The following is a 24,692-nucleotide window of genomic DNA, read 5'->3' on the forward strand; positions in this document are numbered from 1 at the left end:
CGCACCCGCCTATCGTCAGGTCCATGACGACAGAGCTGTCGACCGAGCGGCGCATGTGGGCGCTCTTCGAGCCGTTGCACGCGGTCACCTACTTCGCCCCGCAGGGCCGCGCCGCGTTCGAGGAGGCCGGGCTGCACGGCTTCTGGCGCGGGTACTTCGCCGGCCGCGCCGCCCCGCTCGGCCCGGTCAGCGCCGCTCCCGTCGTCGCCGCCTTCTACGGCTTCGCCCCGCGCATGGTCGAACGGGCGCTGCCCGACCTGTGGACCCGCCTGTCACCCGAGGGTGCCCTGGCCGCCCGCCTCGACGGCGCCCGCCGCGCCCTCGCCCCCGCGGTCGAGGGCCTCGACGACGTCGAGGAGATGGCGGAACTGCTGCGCGCGGCCGCGCTGGGCGCCGAGACCTACGGCCGGGTCCTCGCCGCCGCCAACGCCGCCCAGCCCTGGCCCGACGACGCCCTCGGCACGATCTGGCTCGCCGCCACCGTCCTGCGCGAGCACCGCGGCGACGGTCACCTCGCGGCCCTGCTGGTCGAGGGCCTGGACGGCGCCGAGGCGATGGTCTGGCGGGTCGCCCTCAACGACGGCCGCGGACGCAAGATGGCCCAGCCGTCCCGCGGCTGGACCGACGAGGAGTGGGACGCCGCCCGCACCCGGCTCCACCAGCGCGGCTACCTCGACAGCGAGGGCACGGCGTCGGAGAAGGCGCGCTCGGCGTACCGAATCCTCGAAGAGACGACCGACCAGCTCGCCGCCCGCCCGTGGCAGACGCTCGGCCCGAAGCGGACCGAGCGCCTGGCTGAACTGCTCACCCCGGTCACCGACCGGATCAACGCCGAGCTGGCGGCGTTTTATCCCAACTGGATCAAGCTGCCTAGGCCAGCTCGGGGTGCCGCTTGATGTAGGCCGCGATGAACGGGCACTGGGCGATGATGCTCAGCCCGGCGTCCTTGGCGAGGGTCAGGGCCCCGTTGGCGAGCTTGCTGCCGACGCCCTGCCCCTCGTACTGCGGCTCCACCTCGGTGTGCGTGAAGGTGACGGTGTCCCCGCCGAGGCGGTAGTAGGCGAACCCGGCCTTCTCCCCGTCGACGCGAATCTCGTACCGGTGCTCAGCGGCGTTGTCGCTGACCTCGAAGTCCACTCAGGACGCCTCTCCCCGAACGTGCGCGTGCGCCGCGGGGATGCTGCCGAGCCGACCGGCCTGGTAGTCCTCGAACGCCTGCATCACCTCGGCCTTGGTGTTCATGACGAACGGACCATACGCCACCACGGGCTCCCGGATCGGCTGACCGCCGAGGAACAGCACGTCCATCGTCTGCTTCGGGTCGGCCGCGACGGTGATGGTGTCACCCGCGCCGAAGACCGCCAGCTGGCCCAGCTCGACCGGGCGGCCCTTGCCGCCGACCGTGCCCTTGCCGGCCATGACGTAGGCCAAGGCGTTGAAGTCCGCGCGCCACGGCAGCGTCAGCGAGGCCCCCGCCGAGAGGGTGGCGTGCACCAGCGTGATCGGCGTGTAGGTGACGCCGGGCCCGGCCTGCCCGTCGAGCTCGCCGGCGATCACCCGCAGCAGCGCCCCGCCGTCGGGCGAGGTCAGCAGCGACACCTGGCCGCCGCGGATGTCCTGGTAACGGGGCGCGACGAGCTTGTTCGCCTTCGGCAGGTTCACCCACAGCTGGAACCCGTGGAACAGGCCGCCGCTGACCACGAGGTGCTCGGGCGGCGTCTCGATGTGCAGAATGCCGGCGCCTGCCGTCATCCACTGCGTGTCGCCGTTGGTGATGGTCCCGCCACCGCCGTTGGAGTCGTGGTGCACGAACTCGCCGTCGATGATGTAGGTGACCGTCTCGAAGCCGCGGTGGGGATGCCAAGGTGTTCCCTTCGGCTCCCCGGGCGCGTAGTCGACCTCACCCATCTGGTCCATGTGGATGAACGGGTCGAGTGCGCGGAGGTCGACGCCGGCGAATGCGCGGCGGACCGGGAAGCCCTCGCCCTCGTAGCCCTTGGGCGCCGTCGTCACCGAGACGACCGGGCGCGGCCGCGACGAGATCGGGTCCGGGGTGGCGACGCGGGGGAGTGCGAGGACGTTGTCGACGGTGATCGCGGGCATGTGAGGCCTCCAAAGGTCCTGGCTTGTCGCCTGTCCAAACAGTACTTGCAGAGCGAGTATTCCGCAAGTCAACTAAATCAAGTTCGGTGGGGACCGAAGCGTTGGCGGGGAGGATGGGAGGTATGGGTACCGAGGCGCGTGGGCTGGCCGGGCTGGCGATGTTGCTGGCGGACGAGACGCGGGCCGCGATGTGCCTCGCCCTGCTCGACGGGCGCGCCTGGACCGCCGGCGAGCTGGCAGCGCACGCCGGGGTGGCCCGCTCCACCGCCACCGAGCACCTCGACCGCCTGGTCGGCGGCGGGCTGCTGCAGGAGGAGCGCCAAGGCCGGCACCGGTACGTCCGGCTCGCCGATGCCGAGGCTGCGCATCTCATCGAGGACCTGTCCGCGCGGCTGGAGCCCGATCGGACGCCGCCGCGCGGGTTGCGACAGGCGGCGGCCACCGCCGCGATGAAGCGGGCCCGGACCTGCTACGACCACCTGGCCGGGGAGCTGGGAGTGGCCGTGGCCGATGCGATGACCGAACGCGGGCTCATCGACCAGCGCGGCGGGTTCGCGATCACCGAGGCCGGGCTCGGCTGGCTGAGCGACGAACTCGGCATCGTGCTGCAGGCCAAGCGCCGGCCCCTGGCCCGGGGGTGCATCGACTGGACCGAGCGCCGCCCGCACCTCGCCGGGGTGGCCGGGGCGCGGTTGTGCGAGCGGTTCATGGAGCGGCGGTGGGTGGTACGCATCGGGACCACCAGAGCCGTCAAGGTCACCGACGAGGGGCGGCAAGGGCTGCACGCACTTCTGGGCATCGATTAGGTTTTCGTGCGCCTGGGTAGACAGCGGTCAACACCGACGTGAACCCCCGGAGGCTGACGTGTTCGCTGTGATCGCCGCGATCCTGTTCGCGGTAGCCCTTTTGCTTGATCTGCTCGGTGCCGACACCGGGCCGGTGCTCGACCCCGGGACGCTGAGTCTGGCCGGGTTCCTGTGTATCGCGCTGCACCTTGCCGGTGCGGGCGCCTGGACGTCGAGCCGGTGGAGCAACCGGCGCCGGCGGGGTTACGCCCGCCGGTAACATCCATGAGCATGGCCGCGCTGTTGGTGCTTGCCGTGCTCGCTGTGGTGTGCGCCGGGCTGGTACTGCTGGCCCGGCGCATCCGCAGTCGCAACCTTCACGGCGGCCTCATGAGCGTCGCCGAGGAGATCTACCTGCCGTCCGCGAAGCGGCTGCGGGGTGAGACCCAGGAGGTACGGCAGGCGGAAAACCAGTCAGGCGAGAAGCCCTAGCCGATCCAGGCCGACAGGTCCGGGCCCTTCGGGACGACGCCCGACGGGTTCAGGTTGGCGTGGGTGCCGAAGTAGTGCCGCTTGATCTGGTCGAAGTCGACGGTGTCGCCGAAGCCCGGCGTGCCGTACAGCTCCCGCGCGTACCGCCACAGGCTCGGCATCTCGGCGAGTTTGTTGCGGTTGCACTTGAAGTGCGTGTGGTACACGGCGTCGAAGCGCACCAGCGTGGTGAACAGGCGCACGTCGGCCTCGGTGAGGTGCTCGCCCATGAGGAAGCGCCGGACGGCCAGCCGCTCCTCGAGGTCGTCGAGGCGGGCGAACAGGCGCTCGTACGCCTGCTCGTAGGCCTCCTGCGTGGTGGCGAAGCCGCAGCGGTACACCCCGTTGTTGACGTCCTCGAAGATGTCCTGCATGAGCCGGTCCATCTCGGCCCGGCCCGCCGCCGGCAGCAGCTCGGGGCGCCTGGTGGCCAGCGGCGCCCAGTCGGTGGACAGGTCGAGCGTGATCTGCGGGTAGTCGTTGGTGACCACGCAGCCCGTGATGGTGTCGATGATCGCGGGGACGGTGACCCGGCCGTCGTAGGTGGGGTCGGTGCCGGCGTACGCCTCGGCCAGGAACTCGATGCCGAGCACCGGGTCGCGGCCGCCGGGGTCGAGGGTGAAGCGCCAGCCGCGCTCGTCGCGGATCGGGTCGACGGTGCCCAGGGAGAGCGCGTCCTCCAGGCCCATCAGGCCGCGGACGATGACCGCGCGGTGGGCCCACGGGCAGGCCCGGGACCAGATCAGCCGGTACCGCCCCGGCTCCAGCGGCCATCGCCCCTGCTCGTCGGGGCCCTCGCCGGGCGCGGACGTGGACTCGGCGGTGATCCGGCCGGTGAAGTGGTTGGGCTGACGGACGAACTCGCCGCGGGATGACGTCTCCCGCTGGAACTGCGCCGTGCTCATGTCTACGACACTAGCCCCTATGACCGTTCGTGTTGAGCGCCGAGACCGGGTGTGGACCGTCGTGCTGGACCGGCCGGAGGTCCGCAACGCGGTGGACCGGCCGGCCGCGGACGCCCTGGCGGCGGCGTTCCGCGAGTTCGACGCCGATCCCGGGTTCGACGTGGCCGTGCTCTGGGGCGCCGGGGGTACCTTCTGCGCCGGAGCGGACCTGAAGGCCTTCTCGAACCGTGTCGAGCCGGACGGCGACGGTCCGATGGGCCCGACCCGCATGCGGCTGTCCAAGCCCGTGATCGCCGCGGTGTCCGGCCACGCGGTCGCCGGCGGGCTGGAGCTGGCCATCTGGTGCGACCTGCGGGTCGTCGAAGAAGACGCGGTCTTCGGCGTGTACTGCCGCCGCTGGGGCGTCCCGCTCGTCGACGGCGGCACGGTGCGGCTGCCCCGGCTGATCGGGGCCGGCCGCGCCCTCGACCTGATCCTGACCGGCCGCCCCGTCGACGCGCAGGAGGCGCTACGCATCGGCCTGGCCGACCGGGTGGTGCCGCCGGGTACCGCGCGCGAGGCGGCCGAGGCGCTGGCCGCCCAGCTGTCGGCGCTGCCGCAGGAGTGCCTGCGCAACGACCGCAGCTCGCTGTACGAGTCGATGGGCCGCACCGTGGAGGAGGGCCTGGCGATCGAGCACCGGCTCGGGGTGGCCTCCCTGGCGAGTGGCGCATTGCACGGGGCGGGCCGCTTCGTCGCGGGTGAGGGACGCCACGGCGCGGGCTTAGGGTGATCGAGTGGTGAACAGGGAAGACGTCGAGGCCGCGGCGCGGCGGATCGGCGCGTTCGTGCGGCCCACGCCGTCGTACGAGGTGCGCCCCGGCCTGTGGTTCAAGCTCGAGCTGCTCCAGCACAGCGGGTCGTTCAAGGCGCGGGGCGCGTTCAACCGCATCCTCGCCGCCCGCGAGGAGGGCGCGCTGCCGGCGGCCGGGGTGGTCGTCGCGTCGGGCGGGAACGCGGGGCTCGGGGTGGCGTACGCGGCGGCGACGCTCGGGGTGCCGGCCGAGGTGTTCGTGCCGCTGACCGCGCCCGCGACGAAGGTGGCCCGGCTCAAGGAGCTCGGCGCGCGGGTGGAGCAGCACGGCCGGGAGTACGCGGAGGCCCACGCCGCCTCGGCGGTGCGGGTGGCCGAGACCGGGGCGCTGTTCGTGCACGCGTACGACCAGCCGGAGATCGTCGCCGGGCAGGGCACCCTCGCGCTGGAGCTGCCGCCGGCCGACACGATCGTCGTCGCGGTCGGCGGGGGCGGGCTGGTCGGCGGGGTCGCGGCCGCGATCGGGGACCGGGCGCGGATCGTGGCCGTCGAGCCGGAAGGGGCGCCGACGCTGCACGCCGCCCTGGCCGCGGGGGCACCGGTGGACGTCCCCGTCGACAGCGTGGCCGGCGACTCGCTCGGGGCTCGCCGGGCGGGCGGGATCGCGTTCGATCTGGCGGTACACCATAAGGTGGAAAGCATCCTCGTGAGCGATGCGGCGATCGTGGCCGCGCGCCGGCGGCTGTGGCAGGAGCACCGGCTCGCGGTGGAGCACGGGGCGGCCGCCGCGCTCGCCGGGCTGGAGCTGGTCGCGGACCCGGGCACGGCCGTGGTGGTGCTGTGCGGGGCGAACACCGACCCGGCGACCCTGCACGCCGAGCCGGCCCATGCCGCCCGATGAGGTCTTCGACGCGGCGCTGAAGCGGTTCCTCGCCCAGCAGCGCGTCGACATGCGCTCGCTCGCCGCCGAGCTCGGGATCGGCCGGGCCACCCTGTACCGGCGCGCGGGCGGGCGGGACCAGGTGCTCGGGCACGTGCTGTGGTACCTCACCGACCGCAACCTGGACCGGGCCGTCCGCGCGGTCGAGGGCCGCCGCGGCGCCGACCGGATCGTGGCGATGATCGGGCACTTCCTCAACGCCGTGCAGGACCAGCCGGCGCTGCGGCACTTCCTGGCCACCGAGCCGGAGGCGGCGCTGCGCATCCTGACCTCGAAACGGGGCATCGTGCAGGGGCGGGTCGTCGCCCACCTGGAGGGGCTGATCCGGGAGGAGATCGCGACTGGGGCTTTTGCCCCAAGACTCGATGCGCGCACGCTGGCGTTTGTCGTCGTGCGGATCGGGGAGAGTTTCCTGTACGCCGACGCGATCGCGGACGGCGAGCCGGACGTGGAACAGGCACTGGAGATCATCGGGCGGTTGCTGGAAGGTTCGTGATGCTGGTCAAGGCAGATGTGTGCGTCGTCGGCGGCGGCCCCGCCGGCCTGGTCCTCGCGCTGCTGCTGGGCCGGCGCGGCATCGACACCGTGGTGCTGGAGAAGCACGAGACGTTCCTGCGCGACTTCCGCGGCGACACCGTGCACCCGTCCACGCTGCAGCTCATGGACGAGCTCGGCCTGGGCGACGAACTGGCCCGGCTGCCGCACCGCATCGTGCGCGACTTCCGGATCAGCTACGAGGGCGGCGGCACGTTCCACCCGGCCGACTTCAACCGCCTGAACGTCCCGCATCCGTACGTCATGATGCTCCCGCAATGGGACTTCCTCGAACTGCTGGCGCGGCACGGCGACTTCGCGCTGTACCGCCGGTGCGAGGTGACCGCCGTGAACCGCCGCGACCGCCGCGTGGTCGGCGTGACGGCCCAGACCCCGCAGGGCCCCGTCGAGGTCGTCGCCCCGCTGACGGTCGCGTGCGACGGGCGCCATTCGACGGTACGGCGGGAGCTCGGACTCCGCTCGAAGGACTTCGGCGCCCCGATCGACGTGCTGTGGTTCCGCCTGCCCCGCTCCTCGGGGGATCCCGAGGGCCTGGCCGGCCAGGTCGGCGACGGACAGCTCTTCATCGGCATCGACCGCGGCGAGTACTGGCAGCTGGGCTGGGTCGTCCCGAAGGGCGGCGACGAGCGCATCCGGGCCGCCGGCCTCGCCGAGTTCCGCGCTGCCATCGCCGCGAGCATCCCGTGGCTGGCCGACCGGGTCGGCGAGCTGCACTCCTGGGACGACGTGCACACCCTGACCGTGCGCATGGACCGCCTGTACCGCTGGAGCGTCCCCGGCGCCCTGCTCATCGGCGACGCCGCGCACGCCATGTCCCCGGTCGGCGGCGTCGGCATCAACCTCGCGATCCAGGACGCGGTGGCCGCGGCCCGCGTGATCGGCGCCGCCTTCGACCAGGGCCGCCCGCCGACGGAGCGCGAACTCGCCGCGGTCCAGCGCCGCCGCTCCCTGCCGACCGCGGGCACCCAGCTCGTCCAGCGCGCGATGCAGCGGGGCGTGCTGTTCCCGGCGGTGACCGGCCGCCCGAGCCGGCCACCGCTGCCCGTCCGCCTGCTGGACCGCTACCCACCCCTGCGCGCACTCCCGGCGCGCGTCCTCGGCGTGGGCATCCGGCCCGAACACGTCTAGCCAGCGACGAGCCGCGAGACGCCCTTGTTCACCTTGAACGACTTGACCTTCGTGGCCGTGGTGTTGGGGTCCTTGCGCTCGCGGACGTGGTACCAGTCCATGCGGCACGAGTCCGGGCGGACCTCCAGCACCCCGTAGCCGTGCCCGTCCAGCTCGGCCCACTTCACGTGCGGGTTGGCCGCGCGCACGATGCTCGCCGCGATCGGCCCCACCAGCCCCGGCGGCACGCCGACGAAGTCGTTGACGTTGTCGCTGGTGATCGACGGGACCACGAACTCGACGGCGGTGGGGGAGTTGAGCGTCGACAGCGTGGTCAGCTCGTTCGCCCAGCTGGTGTGGATGTCGCCGGTGATGAACACGGTGTCGCGCACGTTGTTGGCGCGCAGGTGGTTGACCAGCTCGTCGCGGTCGGCGTTGTACCCGTCCCACTGATCCGTGTTGATCGCGTACCCGTTCGACGGGATCCCGAGCAGCTTGCCGACCGGCCCGAGCAGCCACGCGGGCAGCGTGCCGACGTCGACCCGGGCGATCATGTCCGGGTTGCCGACGATCTTCCACTGCGCGCCCGACGCGGCCAGCCCCTGCTTGAGCCAGCTCATCTGGTCGTCCCCGGTGATCGTGCGGCTGGGGTCGTCGACGGCCGCGCCCGAGGCCTGCTGCGACCGGTACGAGCGCAGGTCCAGCATGCTCAGCTCGGCCAGCTTCCCGAACCGCACCCGCCGGTAGATGTGCCCGTCCCCGCTGTCTTGATCAAAGGCGAGCCGCACCGGCATCCACTCGGCATACGCCTGGCGGGCGGCGGCGACGCGGGCCGCGAAGGAGCCCTCGGTCGCCGGGTCGTGGTTCTCGGCGCCCCCGGCCCACATGTCGTTCGCCACCTCGTGGTCGTCCCACGTGATGATCCACGGCACCGCCGCGTGCAGCGCCTGCGCGTCGGGATCCGTCTTGTACTGCGCGTGCCGGATCCGATAGTCCGCCAGCGAGACGATCTCGTGGGTCGGCTGCGCCTGCCGCACGACGGTCCCGCCGGCCGTGAACCCGCCCGACGCGTACTCGTACAGATAATCGCCAAGGTGCACGACCGCCTGCAGGTCCCCGCGCTGGGCGAGCAGCCGATAGGGCGCGAAGTATCCCGCCTCCCAGTTCGAGCACGACACCACTCCCAGCCGCAGCAGCGCCACGGCGGCGTCGTCGGCGGGCGCCGTCAACGTCCGCCCGGTCCCCGACCACTGGCCGTTCACGCCGAACCGGTACCAGTACGTCGTCGCCGGTTGCAGCCCGCGCACGTCCACCTTCACCGTGTGATCGCGCTCGGGCCCGGTCAGGAACTCGCCGGACCGGACCACGGAGGCGAACCCGGGATCGGTGGCCACCTGCCAGGTGACGCTGGTGGCCGGCCCCACGCCGGAGCCAGGGGTCGCCTGGGCGGTGGGCGTGACCCGGGTCCACAGCAGAACGCCGTCCGGCAACGGGTCACCGGAGGCCACCCCGTGCACGAAGAGCGGAGCGGCGGCGGACGCCTGGCCCGCCACGGCGACGGCGGCCGCGGTGGCGCCCCCGGCAACGAGCAGAGCGCGCCGGGTCAGGGCTGCATCGACAGTCATGGTTGCCGTTTGTACTGCGAGCAGGTACTGAGCAGTACCCGTTCGAATGGAAGTTGTGGCGAACGGGCGATGTCGCCTGTCGAAAATTAGTACATGTCGGATTCGTCCATAGACCAGAAGGACTCGGACTGGACACAGGCGTTACCTTCTTCGCATGGCCACGGTGTTGCTGGTTGAAGATGACCACGTAGTGCGGGGTGCCTTGCTGCGTTCCCTGACCGACCGGGGTCACACGGTGCACGCGGTCGGCACGGCCCTGGAAGCCCTGCGCCGGTTCGCCGCCGAGACCCCCGACCTGGTCGTGCTCGACCTGGGTCTGCCCGACCTCGACGGCGCGGACGCGCTGCGCATGCTGCGCGGGATCGCGGACACGCCGATCATCATCGCCACCGCCCGCGACGACGAGGCGGAGATCGTCCGGCTGCTCAAGGCGGGCGCCGACGACTACATGATCAAGCCGTTCACCTCGGCCCACCTGGACGCGCGGATGACCTCCGTGCTGCGCCGCACGGGACGGGCGAGTCGCGAGGAGCCCACCGCCATCGAGGTGGGAGGCTTGCGGGTGGACATCGGCCAGCGCCAGGCGTACCTGCACGGCGAGCCGCTGACCCTGACCCGCAAGGAGTTCGACCTGCTGGCGTACCTCGCCGCCCGGCCCGGCCGGGTGGTCTCACGCCGTGAGCTGTTGGAGGAGGTATGGCGGCAACCCTCAGTGGGCGAGGACCAGACGATCGACGTGCATCTGTACTGGCTACGCCGGAAACTTGGCGAGAGCGCGTCAGCGCCCAGATACCTGCACACCGTGCGGGGCGTGGGCTTCAGGTTCAGCGCCCCGGACTGAGGCGCACCCTCGCCTACGTCTCCGCGGCGGTCACCACGATGGTGGCGCTCGCCTTCCTGATCCCGCTGGGTCTCGTCGTCCAGCAGCTCGCCCGCGAGCGCGCGCTCGCCGACGCCGAACGCCAGACCGCCGTGGTCGTGGCGGTCCTCACCGTGACCACCGACCCGCTGAGCATCGAGCGGGCCATCGCCAGCACCGGCGGCCCGGCGGTCACGCGCGTCTCCGTGCACAACCTCGGGCAGGCCGGCGCGGAGATCGGGATGGGGCACGCGGCCCCGGCCGACCTGACCCGGGCCGCCGACGCCGCCGCGCCGGTCGTCGCCGACGTCAAGGGCGGGCAGTCGTACCTCGAGCCGGTCGACCTCGGCGAGGGCCGCACGACCGTCGTGGAGGTCTTCATCCCCGAGTCGGAGCTGTCCAACGGGGTCGCGGGGGCCTGGTGGGCGCTCGGCGCCGTCGCGCTCGGGCTGATCATCGCCTCGGTCTGGGTCGCCGACCGGCTGGCCTCGCGGATCATCATGTCCGCGCGGCAGCTGGCGGGCGCGGCCGGGGCGCTCAGCGAGGGGTACCTCGACGTCCGCATCGACCCGCAGGGCCCGGCCGAGCTGGCGGACGCGAGCTTCGCCCTCAACGTCATGGCCGACCGGATCATGGCGCTGCTGTCCAACGAGCGCGAGCTGGTCGCCGACCTCTCGCACCGGCTGCGCACCCCGCTGACCGCGCTGCGCCTGGACGCCGAGACCCTCGACGACTCCCAGGACGCCGACCGCATCCGCGACGCCATCGCCGCCCTCGAGGTCGAGGTGGACAAGCTCATCCGGGCCATGCGCGAGCCCATCGACGCGCACTCGCCGACCCCGGACAAGGGCGAGCGGGTCGACGGGGCGGCCGCCTCGATCGGCGACGAGGGCTGCGACGTGGCCGAGGTCGTCCGGGACCGGATGATGTTCTGGTCGGCCGTCGCCGGCGACCAGGAGCGCGACTGCAAGGCGATCGGCACCGACGCCCCGGCCCCGGTCAACGTGCCCAAGGGCGAGCTGGCCGCGGCCCTGGACGCGCTGATCGGCAACGTCATCCGCTACACGCCGCAGGGCGTGCCGTTCGAGGTCGCGGTGACCCGGCGCGAGGACGGCTACGTCGTGCTGCGCGTCGAGGACGGCGGCCCCGGCATCCCCGACCCGGAGCTGGCCATGCAGCGCGGCGAGAGCCAGCAGGGCTCGACCGGCCTGGGCCTGGACATCGTGAAGCGGGTCGCGATCGCCGGCAACGGCACCGTGAACATCGGCACCAGCTCGGCCCTGGGCGGGGCCAGCGTGGTGATCGTCATGACCGACGCCGACCCGGCCCCGAAGGAGGCCCCGCCGCCGTCGCGCTGGCTGGTCGGGCGGCTGTCCCGGGAGCCCAACGAGCGTCGATCGCGGCGGCGTTCGGCATAGGCAGCCACCCGTACATATGACTGGAACAACTTTCACTTAGAACTCTCTTAACTGGCCCGTTCCAGGTGGAACGGGCCGGTGCCACCTGGCTATGGTCAGCGCGTTCCCACGTGGACGCCCGGCACTCACCCGCCTTGCCACCCTCGAAGGCCGGTCGTCCCGCGCGCGGTGAGGATCGGTACCTCTGCCCTGTGCCGGTCCTCGCCGCGCGCCTCTTTCCCCTCCCGGAGGAACCGAGCGTGCAAGCGCGACCCGACAAGCCCCGCCGCCCCGTGCGCCGCATCGTGACGGCCGCTGCCGTCGTCGTGCTCGGCGCCGGCGCGGCCATCGCCGGACCCGGCGCCTTCCAGACCCTCTTCCACGAGCGGGACCGCGAGCCCACCGCGATCTCCCAGGTCCCCGGGGACAACCCCGAGCAGGGCCTGATCTACGAGGGCCTGACCCCGGCGAAGAAGGGCGAGCCCTGCGTCGGCGGCTACCAGCTCACCGAGCGCGAGCAGTGCAGCCACGGCCCGGACGTCCCGCCGACCGGCCTGAGCGTGCGCACCCAGGTCAAGGCGGTCGCCGCGGTGACCAAGGAGGACCTGCCGCCCGCCGACACCGCCGCCGCTCCCCAGGAGCAGACGGTGCTCGCCGACGAGAACGTGGCCGAGGGCGCCGACGGCGGCTTCGCGGTCGTTCCGGACGCGGTGGCGGCCGACGGCACGGCCGCCGTGGCGGTCGGCGCGAGCGGCGTGGTCTGCGACGGCGACGGCGTGACCGGCAAGCGCGTGCAGGTGCTCTACGCCCGCGACGTCAACACCAAGAGCCGCTTCGGGGAGTTCCTCGAGTCGTTCCGGACCTGGTCGGCCGGCATCGAGACGATCTACAACGCCAGCGCCCAGGAGACCGGCGGCGAGCGCCACGTGCGCTTCGTGACCACCCCGGACTGCAAGGTCGACGTGCGCGAGGTCGAGCTCGCGGCGGGCGGCATGGCCACCTTCGACGCCACGATCAACGGGCTGAAGGCGCTGGGCTACAACCGCACCGACCGCAAGTACGTGATCTTCGGCGACGCCACCGTGTACTGCGGCATCGGCACCTTCGCCGGCGACACCCAGCCGGGCGAGAAGAACCGCAGCAACGGCGGCCCCGGCTACGGCCGCAGCGACAGCGGCTGCTGGGCGGCCAGCGTCGCCGCCCACGAGCTGGGCCACAACCTCGGCGCCGTGAACAACAACGCGCCGAACTCCAGCAAGGCCGGGCACTGCCTCGATGAGCACGACATCATGTGCTACAACGACTCGGGCGGCCTCAAGACCGCGGTCAAGTGCGCGGACGAGAAGCACGAGCAGCGCCTCGACTGCAACCACGACGACTACTACAACACCAACCCGAGCCCGGGCAGCTACCTGGCGAACAACTGGAACGTGGCCAACAACCAGTTCCTGATCGCCGGCAGCGGCGGCAACACGCCGCCGCCGACCCCGACGGCGACGGCCAACCCCACGCCGACGAAGACGACCGCGTCTCCGACTCCGACCCCGTCGAAGACCACGTCCTCGCCGACCCCGACGCCGACGAAGACCACCGCCTCGCCGACTCCGACGAAGACGGCCCAGCCGACGCCGACGCCCACCAAGACGTCCACGGGTGGTCTCAAGGAGCTTCGGACCAGTGCTATCGACGCGACCTCTGTTCGCCTGTCCTTCGACGCGGCCGGGTCCGGTGCCCGGTACGCGATCCAGGTCAACGGCCGGACCATCGGCATCACCCCCGCCACCAACGTCCGGATCGTCGGCATGCGCGCCGACACCGACTATCAGGTCGGGGTTTCGCTCGCGCAGAACCGCACCCTGACCCCGTGGACCAAGACCGTGCCGGTGCACACCGCAGCGGCCGCGTCCCCGGCCGCCGGGGCGTGGATGGTGTTCGGCAACAGCCTGACCGGCGGGGTCGTCGACCTCTTCGGCGCGCGGCGGGCGGCCGGCACGCCGGTCATCCTGTACAGCCGGCACAACGGCGCCAACCAGCAGTGGAAGCTCGAGGCCTCGGGCAACGCGTTCCTGATCCGCTCGAAGGCGACCAACGAGTGCCTGAGCACCGCGGGCAACAAGGACGCGGCGGGCACCACGGTGGTGCAGACGGACTGCGACTCCGCGCTGAAGTGGACCGTGGCCAAGACCGACAGCGGCTTCGCGCTCACCTCGCCGTCCGGCCTGGTGGTCGGCGTGAGCAACAGCCAGTACTTCGGCAGCCGCCTGCTGGTGCTGCAGAAGGCCTCCGGCGCGAAGTACCAGAGCTGGGTGCCGCAGCAGGCATGACGATCCCCCCGTACGGAACTGCCGGCCCGGCGCCCCTGTGGCGCCGGGCCGCGGCGTGCCTGACGGCGACCGTGCTCGCGGTCGCCGTCGCGGTCTTCGGGTTCGCCGAGGACGCCGACGCCCACGGCGGGGTCGTGCTGACCCTGCACGGTGACGGGGCCGGCTCGGTCTGGGTCACCGCCGTCTGGCAGGACGGGCACCCGGTGACCGAGCCGATGGGCGTGACGATGCTGGCCACGTCCGGCGCGGGGGAGCGCGTCGGGCCCGCCCCGCTGAAGCGCAACGGGGACGCGGTGACGTACAGCGGAACCCTCACCCCCGGCGACTGGACCATCGTCGCCGACATGGGCACCCCGGCGATCGGCCGCTGCGAGGGCGTCCTGCACGTCGCGGCGGCGGGCGCGGCTCCCACGCCCGACGAGAAGACGTGCACCCCGCCGCCGGGCCCCTCGACGGCCGCCACGGCCCCGGTGGAGTCCTCGTCGTCCTTCACTTGGCTCTGGTACGTCCTGGGCGCGGTCGTCCTCGCCGGTGCCCTGGCCGCCGTGTTCCTCCGCCCGTCCCGCACGCCGCCCCCGTCCGGCAAGAAGTCCGCCAGGAAGTCCGCCAGGCAGCAGGCGAAGGCGCGCCGCAAATAGTCTCGCGCGTCACGTTGGCCGATATTCGCTTGACCGGTACAGCCGGTCGGCCTACTGTACCGGTATAGGCATCGTTTACCGGTACAGAAGGAGCCCGCGATGAGCACTTTCCCGTTCGCCATGGTCGTGTCGCAGTCCGCGCTGGCGGAGCAGTACGGTCCCGCCTGGAACGGCGAGTCGTTCGAGTACGCCAGCGCCCTGCCGCACGCTCCCGTAGTCGGCCACGAAGTGCCGGTCCGGCCGCCGCGCTCGCAGCGCACCCGGGCCGCGCTGGCCGGCGCCCTGCACCGCGCCGCCGAGCTGGTCGCCCCGGCCGCGGTGGCCGCGCGCTGACGGTTCCCCCGCTGTTCGCCGCGGCGGTCTCCCCTTCCCGGGGCGGCCGCCGCGCCGCGCGTTATGGTTCTGCGGGGGGGCCATGCATAGATGAGGGAGGCGCTGCGGTGGGACGAGTGACGCTGCAGACCATCGCCGACCGGGTCGGCGTGAGCCGCATGACGGTCTCGAACGCCTTCTCCCGCCCCGACCAGCTGTCTCCCACCCTGCGCGACCGGATCCTGGCGGTCGCGGACGAGCTCGGCTACGTCGGGCCCGACCCGGCCGCCCGGGCCCTGGCCAAGGGCACCACCGGCGCCGTGGGCATCCTGCTGACCGACTCCCTGAGCCAGGCCTTCAGCGACGAGGTCGCCACCACATTCCTGGGCGCCATCGCCGACGAGCTGGCCTCGACCGGCCTGGGCCTGACCCTGCTGACCACGAACACCGCGGGCAACGTCATCCCGGCCCGCGACGTGGCCATGGACGGCGCCATGGTCTACTCCTGCGACCCCGAGAACCTCGGCGTCGACTGGCTCCTGCGCCGCAAGATCCCGCTGGTCTACGTCGACCAGATCCCGGCCGAGGGCATCCCCGCCGTCAACGTCGCCGACCGGGCGGGCGCCCGGGCCGCCGCCCAGCACCTGGTCGACCTGGGCCACCGCCGGGTGGCCGTGGTGACCTCGGGCATCCGCGGCCGCCACGGCCTGATCGGCCCGGACGACTCCGCCGACGTCATCGACGGGTACGTGGCCGGCCAGCGCCTCTCCGGCTGGCTCGACGCCCTGACCCCGGCCGGCATCGCCCCGATGATCGCCCGCCGCCCGCACGGCGACCCGGACTCGGGGTATCAGGCCGCGCAGCTGCTCCTGGCCGCGGACGAGCCGCCGACGGCCATCCTGTGCTTCTCCGACGCCCTGGCCCAGGGCGTGATGGAGGCCGCCGTGGACCTGGGCCTGACGGTCCCGGACGACCTCTCGGTGGTCGGCTTCGACGACAGCCCGGCGGCGGCCCGGATGCGCCCGCCGCTGACCACGGTCCGCCAGGACATCCACGCCAAGGGCCACGCCGCGGCGGCCGCCCTGACCCGCTCCATCGAGGCCGGCCGCACCGGCGACGACCCCCCGGCCGACCACCTCTGCCTCCCCGCCGAGCTGATCGTCCGGGCCAGCACCGCCGCCCCGCGCTCCTGAAGGTTCGGCGGGCCGCCGAACGGGTCGGGGTCGAGCTGATCGTCCGGGCCGGCACCGCCGCCCCGCGGTCCTGATCGTCCGGGCCGGCGCCGCCGAACGGGTCGGGGTCGAGCTGATCGTCCGGGCAAGCACCGCCGCCCCGCGGTCCCGATCGTCCGGGCCGGCGCCGCCGCCCCGCGGTCCTGACGGTTCGGCGGCCGCCGAACGGATCGGGGAATAGCGTCGGCGTATGCCGATCAGCGAACTCTCGCTCCCCGTGCCCGAACCGGAACCCGCGCCGAGCGGCATCGGCTGGTTGCGCGCCACCGTCAGCCGGTTCGCCAACGGGGCGGTCCACGCCCGCCGCCGCGCGATCGTCGAGGAGCTGCTCGCCGGGGTCGACCCGGCCGGCCTGAGCAAGCCGTACGACGGGCATCCGGTCGCGCCGCTCGCCGCCGCCCTCGGGGCAAGCGGGGACGTGGTCGCGGACCTGGTCGACGACGTGCGGACGGCGGCCGCCGCGTACCAGACCGGGGACCCCGCGGCCGACGCGGCGGTGGACCGGCTCGTGGCCGTGTTCGGCGGCGCCTACGACGAGCGCACGGCCGCCCGCATCCAGCTGCTCGTCCAGGCCTGCGACGCCACGGCGAAGCTGATCGAACGGTCGCGCACCCGGCCGGTCGGCGCGGTGCTGCGCGACGACCCGCCCGTGCCCGCCACCCGCAGGGTCGCGCCCGATGGCACCGTGGTCGCGGTCTCGCTGGCCGAAAGCCCGTTCGGCGCCGGGCCGCGGGCCTGTCCGGGCCGCGCGCACGCGCTCGCGCTCGTGGAAGGGGCGCTGCGGTGAGCGGGTTCAGGGACCTGCACGTGCCTGGACGGCCATTGCTGCTGCCGAACGTGTGGGACGTGGCCGGCGCGCGGATGCTGGCGCAGGCGGGGTTCGCGGCCGTCGGTACGACCAGCCTCGGCGTCGCCGCGAGCGAGGGGCTGCCCGACGGGGAAGGGGCCGCGGTCGACGCCACGGTGCGGCTGGTGGAGCGGCTCGCCCCGCTGCCGTTGCTCGTGACCGCCGACATCGAGGGCGGGTCCGTCGAGGCCGCCGTGGCCGCCGCCGAGGCCGGGGCCGTTGGCGTCAACGTCGAGGACGGGTTCGGGGACCCGGCGGCGCACGCCCGGCTCGTCCGGGACATCAAGCGCGCAGCGCCCGGGCTGTTCGTCAACGCCCGCACCGACACGCACTGGCTGCGCGACGGCGATCTCGACGAAGCGGTTCGACGCATCCGCATGTATCGCGATGCCGGGGCCGACGGGGTGTTCGTGCCGGGAGCCAGCAAGCCGCACGACATCGAATGGCTCGTCGCCGTGGTCGACGTGCCGCTCAACGTGCTGGCGCTGCCCGGCGGGCTGACCGCGCACCAGCTGGGCCAGCTCGGGGTGGCGCGGATCAGCCTGGGATCCCTGCTGTTCCGCGCCGCGTTGGAGGCGGTGGTGGCGACGGCACAGGCGGTACAACGGAATCTGCCGCTGCGGGAGGACCTTCCGAGTTATCAGGACGTCAACGGCTGAGTGCTCTCCCGGCGGACCAGGGTCGCCTGGGCCGGCTCGACGCGCGCCGTGTCGTGGGCGTCGTCCAGGGCCATCGACATCGCGCGGGCGCCCATGTCGGCCAGCGGGAGGCGGATCGTGGTCAGGGCCGGGGTCACGTCGCGGGCGATCGGCATGTCGTCGAAGCCGATGAGCGACAGCCGGCCCGGCACCTGGACGCCGCGGGCGCGCAGGGTGCTCAACGCGCCCACGGCCATCTGGTCGTTCAGGGCCACGATCGCGGTCAGGTCGGGGTTGGCGTCCAGCAGGGTCGCGGTGGCCTCGGCGCCGCCGTCGCGGTCGAAGCCCGCGTACGCCACGCGGCGGGACGGCACCGTGCGGCCCGCCTCGCGCGCGGCCCGGCGCAGGCCGGCCAGGCGGTCCGTGGTCGTGGTGAGGACCTTCGGGCCGGCGATGACCCCGACCTTGCGGTGGCCCGAGCCGAACAGCTCGCAGCCGGCCAGGTAGCCGCCCTCCTCGTTGGCCGGCATGACCGCGTCGCCGGGCAGCTCGTGGCGGCCGATGACGCTGACCCGGCCGCCGGTGCGCGTGTACGCCGCCAGCTTCGCCTTCAGCGCCTTGGTGAACGCGGCGTCGTGGTAGCCCGAGCCGGCCAGGACGATCGCGGCGACCTGCTGGGCCCGCAGCAGCTCCACGTACTCCAGCTCGCGGGCCGGATCGCGGTAGCTGTTGCAGATGATGACGAGCCGGCCGTTGGACTGCGCGACCTGTTGCAGGCCGCGGGTGATCTCGGCGAAGTACGGGTCGGAGACGTCGTGCACGATCACGCCCACGGCCGTGCGCTGGGCGCGGGCGAGCAGCTGGGCGTGCGCGTTCGGCACGTACTGCAGCTCGTCCACCGCCCGCAGCACGCGGGCCCGCAGCTCGTCGGTGACCAGCTTGGTGCTGCCGCTGATGATGCGGGAAGCGGTGGCCGGTGACACGCCGGCGCGGCGCGCGACATCGGCAAGCGTCGCCATCAAGAGCCCCTCTCCATTGACCCGCGATCAGCCTACCGGTTAGCCTCAGGAAAGCGGTTTCCTGAATCTCCGGGGGTTTGCCATGACGTCCCATCTGCCCGGCGCGATCGGCGTGTCGCGGCTGTCGGTGTATGACACCACCGCACCCGACGGTCTGCACGGGGGCACGCCGCACATGCACCTGACATGCTCCGAGGGGTACGTCGTGACCGCCGGCCAGGGCCGCGTGCAGACCCTGTCCGGGGAGGGCTTCCGCGAGACCCCGCTGCGCCCGGGGACGGTGGCCTGGTTCCGGCCGGCCACCATCCACCGGCTCGTCAACGACGGCGGGCTCCAGCTGGTGGTGCTCATGCAGAACAGCGGCCTGCCCGAGGCGGGCGACGCGGTGTTCACGTTCCCCACCGACGTCCTCGCCGACCCGGACGCCTACCGCGCCGCCGCCTCGCTGGAGAACGGCCCGTACCCCCGGCGCGACCTCGCCGTCACCGGCTTCCTCGCGATGCGGGCGGCCGGGCCGCAGGCGTTCACCGAGTTCTGCCGCACCGCCGCCGCGATCGTCGCACCGCGCCTCGGCGACTGGCGCAAGCGCTGGGAGGCGGGCGCCCTGGAGACCGCGCTGGAGACCGGCCGCCAGCTCGACGCCCTGGAGCGCGCCGACCTCGCGCACCTGGCCGCGGGCGGCCTCGAGGTGCTGACGGAACCGACCGAGTCCGGCAAGCACGGCATGTGCGGGCTGCTCGAGACCTACATCCCAGAAGGAGTCCAGTGAACCGCGTTCCGATCGGCATCGTCCTCAACGGCGTGACCGGCCGCATGGGGTACCGCCAGCACCTCGTCCGCTCGCTGCTGGCCATCCGCGAGGAGGGCGGCCTGCCCGCCGGGGACGGCCGGCGGATCTGGCCGGAGCCGATCCTCGTCGGGCGCAATGCCGCCAAGCTGCAGGAGATCGCCGAGCGGCACGGGCTCACCGAGTGGACCACCGACCTCGACGCCGCGCTGCAGCGCGACGACGTGCAGATCTACTTCGACGCGCAGGTGACCCAGCAGCGCGAGAAGGCCATCCGGGCCGCGATCGAGGCGGGCAAGCACATCTACACCGAGAAGCCGCTGGCCGAGGACACCGCCGCCGCCGTCGACCTGTTCCGGGCGGCGCGCGCGGCCGGGGTCCGGCACGGCGTGGTGCAGGACAAGCTGTTCCTGCCCGGCCTGCGCAAGCTCGCGCGGCTCGTCGAGGGCGGGTTCTTCGGCCGCATCCTGTCGGTGCGCGGCGAGTTCGGCTACTGGGTCTTCGAGGGCGACTGGCAGCCCGCCCAGCGGCCCTCGTGGAACTACCGGGCGGCCGACGGCGGCGGGATCGTGGTCGACATGTTCCCGCACTGGCAGTACGTCCTGGAGCGCATCTTCGCGCCGGTCCGCACGGTGCAGGCGACCATCGCGACGCACGTCCCGTCCCGCGTCGACGAGTCCGGCGCCGTGTACGACGCGACCGCCGACGACGCCGCCTACGGCACGTTCGAGCTCGAGGGCGGCATCGTCGCGCAGATCAACTCGTCCTGGGCCGTGCGGGTGTACCGCGACGAGCTCGTCGAGTTCCAGGTCGACGGCACGCACGGCAGCGCCGTGGCGGGCCTGCGCGAGTGCCACATCCAGCACCGCGGCGGCACGCCCAAGCCGGTCTGGAACCCGGACCTGCCCGCGACCGAGCGCTTCCGCGAGCAGTGGCAGCGGGTGCCGGACAACGAGCCGTTCGACAACGGGTTCAAGGTGCAGTGGGAGCACTTCCTGCGGCACGTCGTGGACGGCGGGGCGTTCCCGTGGGACTTCGCCGCCGGCGCACGCGGCGTGCAGCTGGCGGAACTGGGGTGGCAGTCCGCGCGCACCGGGCAGCGCATCGAGATCCCGGCGCTGGACCTCGATCGATGACGGACCTGGCGCGGTTCTCGCTCAACCAGGCGACCACCAAGCGCTGGCCGATGGCGGACACGGTCGCCGGCTGCGTCGCGGCCGGCGTGTCCGGCCTCGGGCTGTGGCGCGACCAGGTCGCGGAGCTCGGCGTCGAGCGCACCGCCGCCCTGGTCCGCGCGGCCGGCCTGACCGTGACGACCCTGTGCCGCGGCGGCTTCTTCACCGCCGCGGACTGGCGCGACGACAACCTGCGCGCCATCGACGAGGCGGCCGCCCTCGGCGCGCCGGTGCTCGTCCTCGTCAGCGGCGGCCTGCCGGCGGGAAGCCGCGACCTCGACGGCGCCCGGCAGCTCGTGGCGGACGCGATTGCTGTTCTGGTACCGCACGCGCAGGCCGCCGGCATCAAGCTCGCGATCGAGCCGCTGCACCCTATGTTCGCCTCGGACCGGTGCGTGATCGCCACGCTCGGCAACGCCCTGGACCTCGCGGAGCCGTTCCCCGCGGACGCAGTCGGGGTCGCGGTCGACACCTACCACCTGTGGTGGGACGACCAGGTCTGGACGCAGCTGGCCCGCGCCGGGGCGGCGGGCCGGATCGCCTGCTTCCAGGTCGCGGACTGGATCACGCCGCTGCCCGAGGGCGTCCTGCTCGGCCGCGGGCTACCCGGCACCGGCTGCGTGGAGCTGCGGCGATTCCGGGAGGCGGTCGACGCGACCGGCTACGACGGCCCGATCGAGGTCGAGGTCTTCCACGAGGACGTCTGGTCCCGTCCCGGCGCCGAGGTCCTCGAGCAGGCCATCGAGGGCTACCGGGACCACGTGCTCTGAGCGCTAGGGCTGCTGGCCCGGCAGTTGGTCGTCCGGCGGCGTCGTCGTGGTCGGCGGCGCCGTCGTGGTCGGCGGCGTCGTGGTGGGCGCCGTCGTCGTGGGCCCCGCGGTGGTGGGGGCCGGTGTCGTCGGCAGCGCCGTGGTGGTCGTCGGCGTCACCACCGGCCCGTCCACGGTCTGCGTCGGCGCGGGCGGCTGCGCGGCGTTGGTCGGGTTGCCGATCTGCGTCTGGCCGTTGCGCTCGCCGGGGCGCAGCCCGTTGTTGCCCGTCGCGGCCGGGGCCGGCTGCGGGGACAGGTTGGTGTTGACCGAGTCGCCGCCGGTCGTGCCGTGGTGCGTGTCGGTGCCGGGGTTGCCGCCGATCAGATCCGACGTCGTCTCGGCGGCGGCAAACACAAGGGCCAGCGCCATCGGTACCGCGATCGCCATCGACGTCACCCGCCGGCGCGACATCTGCGCGGGCCCCCGCAGCCAGCGCTTCTGCACCGGGACGGTGGCCGCCTCGAGGTCGTCGATGGCCAGGCCGAGCAGCAGCTGCCGGGCGTCCGGGCGGTCGTGCGGGTCGCGGCTCAGCGCGGCGGCGACGAGGTCGCGCACCGGGTCGGGCACGCCGCTGAGGTCCGGCTCGCCCTCCAGGATCTTCCAGGCGCGGGCGGCCGCCTCCTCCCCGCCGTACGGGTGGCGGCCGGTCGCCGCGAACGCGACCAGGCAGCCCCAGCCGAAGATGTCCATCGCGGCCGTGGGCTCCTCGGCGCGCAGCTGCTCGGGGGAGGCCCAGCCGAGGCTGCCGACGATGTTGCCGGTGCCGGTGATGTCGCTCGCCGCGTCCAGCGCCCGCGCGATGCCGAAGTCGATGATGCGGACCCCGCCGAGCGTGACCATGAGGTTGCTCGGCTTGAGGTCGCGGTGGACCAGCCCGACGTTGTGGATGGCCGCCAGCGAGGCCGCGACGCCGAGCGCCACGCTGTGCAGCATGGCCGGGTCGAGCGGGCCGTCGTCGGCGACGAGGCGGGACAGCGGGATGCCCTCGAGGTATTCGGTGACGAGGTAGGGGCGCTCCTCGTAGACCCCGGAGTCGAGCACGCGCGCGGTGCAGAAGCCCGGCACGCGCTGCGCGGCGCGGACCTCGCCGGCGAAGCGCACCCGGAAGCGGGGGTCGCGGGCCAGGTGCTGGTGCACGAGCTTGACCGCGACGCGGGTGCCCTCGGGCGACTGGGCCAGGTAGACCGTGCCCATGCCGCCCACGCCGAGCTGGCCCAACAGCCGGTAGTCGTTGATGCGGACCGGGTCGTTGGCGGTCAGGTCGCCGACGGTGCCGCGCCGGGCGGGCGCGGCCGAGCGCAGCGGCAGGTCCGGCGGGCCGGACTCGCCGGCGTCGTCGTGTTTGCCTGCCTCGGTCATCGGGGTCCTTCCATGGTCTATGGGGGGAAGCTGAGGTTCCAACCTGCAGTCTGGCCTTTTCATGGGGCGTTGAAAAGACCGTGCTGTATGCAGAGGTTGTACCCGTTCGGCTACCTTCGCGGGGGGCGGTGCCGCCTCGAACAGTAGTCCAGCAGAGCCGAATCGTCCGCGCTGGACGTCACACCTGTCGACGCATTTCCCCTTAACGGGGTCAATCGGACAATGCGTGTGCTACCGCGGTCGCTCCAGGTGATCGACCAGTCCACGCAGCGCGGCCGTGATGCGGGCCAGCTCGGCGGGATCGAGGTAGGACAGGGCGTACGCCTCGGCGATCTCCGACTCCGGCAGCAGCTCGCGGATCATGCGGTGCCCCTTGCGGGTCAGCTGCAGCAGGACCAGGCGGCCGTCGGCGGGGTGGTTGGAGCGTTTCATCAGCCCGCGCCCGGACAGCGTGTCGACCACGCCGGTGAGGGTCGCCTTGGAGATGCCGGCCTGCTCGGCCACGTGCCGGGTCTCGATGCGGCGCGCGGCCCACACGGTGCGCAGCACGACGAAACCGGTCCAGGTCAGCTGGCGGGGGCGCAGGACCTCCTGCTCGACGTGCTGGCGGACGGCGTTGGCGGCGCGGTGCAGATGCAGCACGGCCTCGGTCGCGCCGTTGAACGCGCCACCGTCGCGGCCCACCGTTGCGGTCACCGTGACCCGCGCAAACGTGCCCGTGCCGACGCCACCCCGTGCGTGCCCATATGGGCGGCCCCCCTTTGGTCCCCACATCGAACACACAGAATATCGGGAACGTGCCGGTTCCGTTGTCCCGCCACTACCCTGTGCAGTCTCATGGCGACCCTTCGGTGGCGGTCCTGCCGGATATCCGGTGAATTGAAAGTTCATAAGATCATTGGGAGACTCGTTGGCATGCGTCCGTACTTCTGGACGGCCGCAGTCCTGCTCGCCTCCGCCTGTTCCACAGGAGGAGAGACCGGCTCCGGCCCGCCTGATACATCGACTCCGAGTGGCGCGATGTGGTCCGCGCAACCCGACGCCCCGTCATCGCGCACGGAGGTCGCCGCAGCCGTCGCGGGCGGCACGGTCGTCGTCGCCGGCGGCCTGCGCGCCGACGGCGGCACGGTCACCACGGTGGAGCTCTTCGACCCGCGAACCCGCACGTGGACGGCGGGTCCGCCGCTGCCCCTGCCGGTCAACCACGCCATGGCCGCCGCGGCCGGGGGAGCGGTGTACATCTTCGGCGGGTACCTCGCCGACGGCAGCCCCAGCGCCGCCGCCTTCCGCCTGGAGCCCGGTCCTGCCGGTGGTTCTGCCGCCGTTTCTGCCGGTGCCCGGTGGCGCTCCGTAACCGACCTCCCCGCGGGCCGGGCGGCCGGCGCGGCCGCCGCGATCGGCGACAAGGTCTACCTCGCGGGCGGCATCGGCCCCGCCAAGGACCAGCTCGCCGAGTCGACCCTGGTCTACGACACGAGGACCGGCACCTGGTCGACGGCCCCGGGCGTCCCGACCCGCCGCGAACACCTGGGCGGCGCCGCCGCGGGCGGCCTGTTCTACACCGTCGGCGGCCGGACCGCCACGGGCGGCAACCTGGCCGTCGTCGAGTCCTACGACCCGGCGGCCGGCGCCTGGACCCGCCGCCCCGACCTGCCGACCGCACGGGGAGGCCTGGCCGCGACGGCATCCTGCACCGGCCAGGTCATCGCGGCGGGCGGCGAGGGCCGGCACACGTTCCCGCAGGTGGAAATCTTCTACCCGGAGCGCGACGCGTGGCGGTCACTGCCGCCGATGCCGCACCCGCGCCATGGACTGGGGCTGGTCACGGTGGGTACGACGCTGCTGTCGCTGCCGGGCGGCCCGGAGCCGGGGCTGCACGTCGCCAGTACGACCGAGGCCTTGGATCTTTCGTTCCTGGGCCCGTGCCCGTCTTGACGCGATAAGTCGGG

General features: G+C 73.0%; 27 protein-coding genes. 20 read left to right on the plus strand and 7 right to left on the minus strand.

Annotated features, from left to right (window positions below; all coding sequences use genetic code 11):
• The first annotated feature begins 23 nt into the window (after nt 1–23).
• Nucleotides 24–896 (plus strand): SCO6745 family protein, encoded by an 873-nt coding sequence (locus ACQPZ4_RS10360; RefSeq protein WP_433058281.1) that lies wholly within the window; start codon nt 24–26, stop codon nt 894–896.
• On the opposite strand, the gene ACQPZ4_RS10365 is transcribed toward ACQPZ4_RS10360, so the two are convergent.
• On the minus strand, nt 871–1,137 hold the full coding sequence (locus ACQPZ4_RS10365) for a GNAT family N-acetyltransferase (protein WP_433058282.1): 267 nt from the start codon (nt 1,135–1,137) through the stop codon (nt 871–873). The genes ACQPZ4_RS10360 and ACQPZ4_RS10365 overlap by 26 nt on opposite strands.
• Nucleotides 1,138–2,103, minus strand: coding sequence for a pirin family protein (locus tag ACQPZ4_RS10370; protein WP_433058284.1), 966 nt, complete (start codon nt 2,101–2,103; stop codon nt 1,138–1,140).
• A 122-nt stretch (nt 2,104–2,225) separates the two neighbouring features.
• Between ACQPZ4_RS10370 and ACQPZ4_RS10375 the strand changes: the two genes are divergently transcribed.
• The 3 genes from ACQPZ4_RS10375 (at nt 2,226) to ACQPZ4_RS10385 (ending at nt 3,380) form a co-directional block, all read left to right on the plus strand.
• Nucleotides 2,226–2,909, plus strand: a complete 684-nt coding sequence (locus ACQPZ4_RS10375; RefSeq protein WP_433058286.1) for an ArsR/SmtB family transcription factor — start codon at nt 2,226–2,228, stop codon at nt 2,907–2,909.
• 67 nt (nt 2,910–2,976) lie between these two features.
• The gene (locus tag ACQPZ4_RS10380; protein WP_433058288.1) at nt 2,977–3,168 is read left to right on the plus strand and encodes a hypothetical protein; all 192 of its coding nucleotides are present in this window, start codon (nt 2,977–2,979) and stop codon (nt 3,166–3,168) included.
• 11 nt (nt 3,169–3,179) lie between these two features.
• Nucleotides 3,180–3,380 (plus strand): hypothetical protein, encoded by a 201-nt coding sequence (locus ACQPZ4_RS10385; protein WP_433058289.1) that lies wholly within the window; start codon nt 3,180–3,182, stop codon nt 3,378–3,380.
• Here ACQPZ4_RS10385 and ACQPZ4_RS10390 read toward each other — a convergent pair.
• Nucleotides 3,377–4,324: a glutathione S-transferase family protein gene (locus tag ACQPZ4_RS10390; RefSeq protein ID WP_433058291.1), complete on the minus strand. Its 948-nt coding sequence runs from the start codon at nt 4,322–4,324 to the stop codon at nt 3,377–3,379. The two genes, ACQPZ4_RS10385 and ACQPZ4_RS10390, sit on opposite strands and share 4 nt — an antisense overlap.
• Before the next feature lie 19 nt (nt 4,325–4,343).
• Between ACQPZ4_RS10390 and ACQPZ4_RS10395 the strand changes: the two genes are divergently transcribed.
• The 4 genes from ACQPZ4_RS10395 to ACQPZ4_RS10410 are packed head-to-tail and all read left to right on the plus strand — an operon-like array spanning nt 4,344 to nt 7,740.
• Nucleotides 4,344–5,096 carry a crotonase/enoyl-CoA hydratase family protein gene (locus ACQPZ4_RS10395; protein WP_433058292.1) on the plus strand — a complete coding sequence of 251 codons (753 nt, stop codon included), beginning with the start codon at nt 4,344–4,346 and terminating at the stop codon, nt 5,094–5,096.
• A gap of 4 nt (nt 5,097–5,100) precedes the next feature.
• Nucleotides 5,101–6,018, plus strand: a complete 918-nt coding sequence (locus tag ACQPZ4_RS10400; RefSeq protein WP_433058293.1) for a serine/threonine dehydratase — start codon at nt 5,101–5,103, stop codon at nt 6,016–6,018.
• Nucleotides 6,005–6,553, plus strand: coding sequence for a QsdR family transcriptional regulator (locus ACQPZ4_RS10405; RefSeq protein ID WP_433058295.1), 549 nt, complete (start codon nt 6,005–6,007; stop codon nt 6,551–6,553). The genes ACQPZ4_RS10400 and ACQPZ4_RS10405 overlap by 14 nt, the downstream gene beginning before the upstream one ends.
• Nucleotides 6,553–7,740: an FAD-dependent oxidoreductase gene (locus tag ACQPZ4_RS10410; RefSeq protein ID WP_433058297.1), complete on the plus strand. Its 1,188-nt coding sequence runs from the start codon at nt 6,553–6,555 to the stop codon at nt 7,738–7,740. The genes ACQPZ4_RS10405 and ACQPZ4_RS10410 overlap by 1 nt, the downstream gene beginning before the upstream one ends.
• Here ACQPZ4_RS10410 and ACQPZ4_RS10415 read toward each other — a convergent pair.
• Entirely contained in the window at nt 7,737–9,344 is a 1,608-nt protein-coding gene (locus ACQPZ4_RS10415) for an alkaline phosphatase D family protein (RefSeq protein WP_433058299.1), read from the minus strand. The two genes, ACQPZ4_RS10410 and ACQPZ4_RS10415, sit on opposite strands and share 4 nt — an antisense overlap.
• Nucleotides 9,345–9,498: 154 nt before the next feature.
• Between ACQPZ4_RS10415 and ACQPZ4_RS10420 the strand changes: the two genes are divergently transcribed.
• From ACQPZ4_RS10420 to ACQPZ4_RS10455, 8 genes are all read left to right on the plus strand, one after another.
• Nucleotides 9,499–10,185, plus strand: a complete 687-nt coding sequence (locus ACQPZ4_RS10420; RefSeq protein ID WP_223102380.1) for a response regulator transcription factor — start codon at nt 9,499–9,501, stop codon at nt 10,183–10,185.
• 38 nt (nt 10,186–10,223) lie between these two features.
• Nucleotides 10,224–11,621 (plus strand): sensor histidine kinase, encoded by a 1,398-nt coding sequence (locus tag ACQPZ4_RS10425; RefSeq protein WP_433058301.1) that lies wholly within the window; start codon nt 10,224–10,226, stop codon nt 11,619–11,621.
• A gap of 239 nt (nt 11,622–11,860) precedes the next feature.
• On the plus strand, nt 11,861–13,924 hold the full coding sequence (locus tag ACQPZ4_RS10430; RefSeq protein WP_433058303.1) for an RICIN domain-containing protein: 2,064 nt from the start codon (nt 11,861–11,863) through the stop codon (nt 13,922–13,924).
• Nucleotides 13,921–14,562, plus strand: a complete 642-nt coding sequence (locus tag ACQPZ4_RS10435; RefSeq protein ID WP_433058304.1) for a hypothetical protein — start codon at nt 13,921–13,923, stop codon at nt 14,560–14,562. The genes ACQPZ4_RS10430 and ACQPZ4_RS10435 overlap by 4 nt, the downstream gene beginning before the upstream one ends.
• Before the next feature lie 99 nt (nt 14,563–14,661).
• A complete protein-coding gene (locus ACQPZ4_RS10440) occupies nt 14,662–14,895 on the plus strand; it encodes a hypothetical protein (protein ID WP_433058306.1) in 234 nt (77 codons plus the stop codon).
• Between the two features lie 107 nt (nt 14,896–15,002).
• Nucleotides 15,003–16,067, plus strand: a complete 1,065-nt coding sequence (locus tag ACQPZ4_RS10445; protein WP_433058308.1) for a LacI family DNA-binding transcriptional regulator — start codon at nt 15,003–15,005, stop codon at nt 16,065–16,067.
• A 229-nt stretch (nt 16,068–16,296) separates the two neighbouring features.
• Nucleotides 16,297–16,893: a hypothetical protein gene (locus ACQPZ4_RS10450; RefSeq protein ID WP_433058310.1), complete on the plus strand. Its 597-nt coding sequence runs from the start codon at nt 16,297–16,299 to the stop codon at nt 16,891–16,893.
• Nucleotides 16,890–17,612, plus strand: a complete 723-nt coding sequence (locus tag ACQPZ4_RS10455) for an isocitrate lyase/PEP mutase family protein (RefSeq protein ID WP_433058312.1) — start codon at nt 16,890–16,892, stop codon at nt 17,610–17,612. Before ACQPZ4_RS10450 ends, ACQPZ4_RS10455 begins: the two co-directional genes overlap by 4 nt.
• Here the strand turns inward: ACQPZ4_RS10455 and ACQPZ4_RS10460 are convergent.
• Nucleotides 17,594–18,610: a LacI family DNA-binding transcriptional regulator gene (locus tag ACQPZ4_RS10460; protein ID WP_433058314.1), complete on the minus strand. Its 1,017-nt coding sequence runs from the start codon at nt 18,608–18,610 to the stop codon at nt 17,594–17,596. The two genes, ACQPZ4_RS10455 and ACQPZ4_RS10460, sit on opposite strands and share 19 nt — an antisense overlap.
• An 82-nt stretch (nt 18,611–18,692) precedes the next feature.
• Between ACQPZ4_RS10460 and ACQPZ4_RS10465 the strand changes: the two genes are divergently transcribed.
• The 3 genes from ACQPZ4_RS10465 to ACQPZ4_RS10475 are packed head-to-tail and all read left to right on the plus strand — an operon-like array spanning nt 18,693 to nt 21,342.
• Nucleotides 18,693–19,379 carry a cupin domain-containing protein gene (locus tag ACQPZ4_RS10465; protein WP_433058316.1) on the plus strand — a complete coding sequence of 229 codons (687 nt, stop codon included), beginning with the start codon at nt 18,693–18,695 and terminating at the stop codon, nt 19,377–19,379.
• A complete protein-coding gene (locus ACQPZ4_RS10470) occupies nt 19,376–20,533 on the plus strand; it encodes a Gfo/Idh/MocA family protein (protein ID WP_433058318.1) in 1,158 nt (385 codons plus the stop codon). Before ACQPZ4_RS10465 ends, ACQPZ4_RS10470 begins: the two co-directional genes overlap by 4 nt.
• Complete coding sequence (locus tag ACQPZ4_RS10475) at nt 20,530–21,342, plus strand: sugar phosphate isomerase/epimerase family protein (protein ID WP_433058320.1); 813 nt, start codon at nt 20,530–20,532, stop codon at nt 21,340–21,342. Before ACQPZ4_RS10470 ends, ACQPZ4_RS10475 begins: the two co-directional genes overlap by 4 nt.
• Nucleotides 21,343–21,345: 3 nt before the next feature.
• On the opposite strand, the gene ACQPZ4_RS10480 is transcribed toward ACQPZ4_RS10475, so the two are convergent.
• Nucleotides 21,346–22,743, minus strand: coding sequence for a serine/threonine-protein kinase (locus ACQPZ4_RS10480; RefSeq protein WP_433058322.1), 1,398 nt, complete (start codon nt 22,741–22,743; stop codon nt 21,346–21,348).
• Between the two features lie 231 nt (nt 22,744–22,974).
• Entirely contained in the window at nt 22,975–23,439 is a 465-nt protein-coding gene (locus tag ACQPZ4_RS10485) for a MarR family winged helix-turn-helix transcriptional regulator (RefSeq protein WP_433058324.1), read from the minus strand.
• A 324-nt stretch (nt 23,440–23,763) separates the two neighbouring features.
• Here ACQPZ4_RS10485 and ACQPZ4_RS10490 point away from each other — a divergent pair, with 324 nt between their 5' ends.
• Nucleotides 23,764–24,678 carry a Kelch repeat-containing protein gene (locus tag ACQPZ4_RS10490; protein ID WP_433058326.1) on the plus strand — a complete coding sequence of 305 codons (915 nt, stop codon included), beginning with the start codon at nt 23,764–23,766 and terminating at the stop codon, nt 24,676–24,678.
• Nucleotides 24,679–24,692: the final 14 nt, after the last annotated feature.

The sequence above is a fragment of the Dactylosporangium sp. CS-033363 genome (assembly GCF_050942475.1).
In the GTDB taxonomy this organism is placed as follows: domain Bacteria; phylum Actinomycetota; class Actinomycetes; order Mycobacteriales; family Micromonosporaceae; genus Dactylosporangium.

Excerpts from the sequence above, each read along its gene's own strand:
- ACQPZ4_RS10360 (WP_433058281.1), top strand. The coding sequence starts at position 24 with ATGACGACAGAGCTGTCGACCGAGCGGCGCATGTGGGCGCTCTTCGAG.
- ACQPZ4_RS10370 (WP_433058284.1), bottom strand. The coding sequence starts at position 2,103 with ATGCCCGCGATCACCGTCGACAACGTCCTCGCACTCCCCCGCGTCGCC.
- ACQPZ4_RS10375 (WP_433058286.1), top strand. The coding sequence starts at position 2,226 with ATGGGTACCGAGGCGCGTGGGCTGGCCGGGCTGGCGATGTTGCTGGCG.
- ACQPZ4_RS10385 (WP_433058289.1), top strand. The coding sequence starts at position 3,180 with ATGGCCGCGCTGTTGGTGCTTGCCGTGCTCGCTGTGGTGTGCGCCGGG.
- ACQPZ4_RS10390 (WP_433058291.1), bottom strand. The coding sequence starts at position 4,324 with ATGAGCACGGCGCAGTTCCAGCGGGAGACGTCATCCCGCGGCGAGTTC.
- ACQPZ4_RS10395 (WP_433058292.1), top strand. The coding sequence starts at position 4,344 with ATGACCGTTCGTGTTGAGCGCCGAGACCGGGTGTGGACCGTCGTGCTG.
- ACQPZ4_RS10405 (WP_433058295.1), top strand. The coding sequence starts at position 6,005 with ATGCCGCCCGATGAGGTCTTCGACGCGGCGCTGAAGCGGTTCCTCGCC.
- ACQPZ4_RS10410 (WP_433058297.1), top strand. The coding sequence starts at position 6,553 with ATGCTGGTCAAGGCAGATGTGTGCGTCGTCGGCGGCGGCCCCGCCGGC.
- ACQPZ4_RS10415 (WP_433058299.1), bottom strand. The coding sequence starts at position 9,344 with ATGACTGTCGATGCAGCCCTGACCCGGCGCGCTCTGCTCGTTGCCGGG.
- ACQPZ4_RS10420 (WP_223102380.1), top strand. The coding sequence starts at position 9,499 with ATGGCCACGGTGTTGCTGGTTGAAGATGACCACGTAGTGCGGGGTGCC.
- ACQPZ4_RS10425 (WP_433058301.1), top strand. The coding sequence starts at position 10,224 with ATGGTGGCGCTCGCCTTCCTGATCCCGCTGGGTCTCGTCGTCCAGCAG.
- ACQPZ4_RS10435 (WP_433058304.1), top strand. The coding sequence starts at position 13,921 with ATGACGATCCCCCCGTACGGAACTGCCGGCCCGGCGCCCCTGTGGCGC.
- ACQPZ4_RS10440 (WP_433058306.1), top strand. The coding sequence starts at position 14,662 with ATGAGCACTTTCCCGTTCGCCATGGTCGTGTCGCAGTCCGCGCTGGCG.
- ACQPZ4_RS10450 (WP_433058310.1), top strand. The coding sequence starts at position 16,297 with ATGCCGATCAGCGAACTCTCGCTCCCCGTGCCCGAACCGGAACCCGCG.
- ACQPZ4_RS10460 (WP_433058314.1), bottom strand. The coding sequence starts at position 18,610 with ATGGCGACGCTTGCCGATGTCGCGCGCCGCGCCGGCGTGTCACCGGCC.
- ACQPZ4_RS10465 (WP_433058316.1), top strand. The coding sequence starts at position 18,693 with ATGACGTCCCATCTGCCCGGCGCGATCGGCGTGTCGCGGCTGTCGGTG.
- ACQPZ4_RS10475 (WP_433058320.1), top strand. The coding sequence starts at position 20,530 with ATGACGGACCTGGCGCGGTTCTCGCTCAACCAGGCGACCACCAAGCGC.
- ACQPZ4_RS10480 (WP_433058322.1), bottom strand. The coding sequence starts at position 22,743 with ATGACCGAGGCAGGCAAACACGACGACGCCGGCGAGTCCGGCCCGCCG.
- ACQPZ4_RS10490 (WP_433058326.1), top strand. The coding sequence starts at position 23,764 with ATGTGGTCCGCGCAACCCGACGCCCCGTCATCGCGCACGGAGGTCGCC.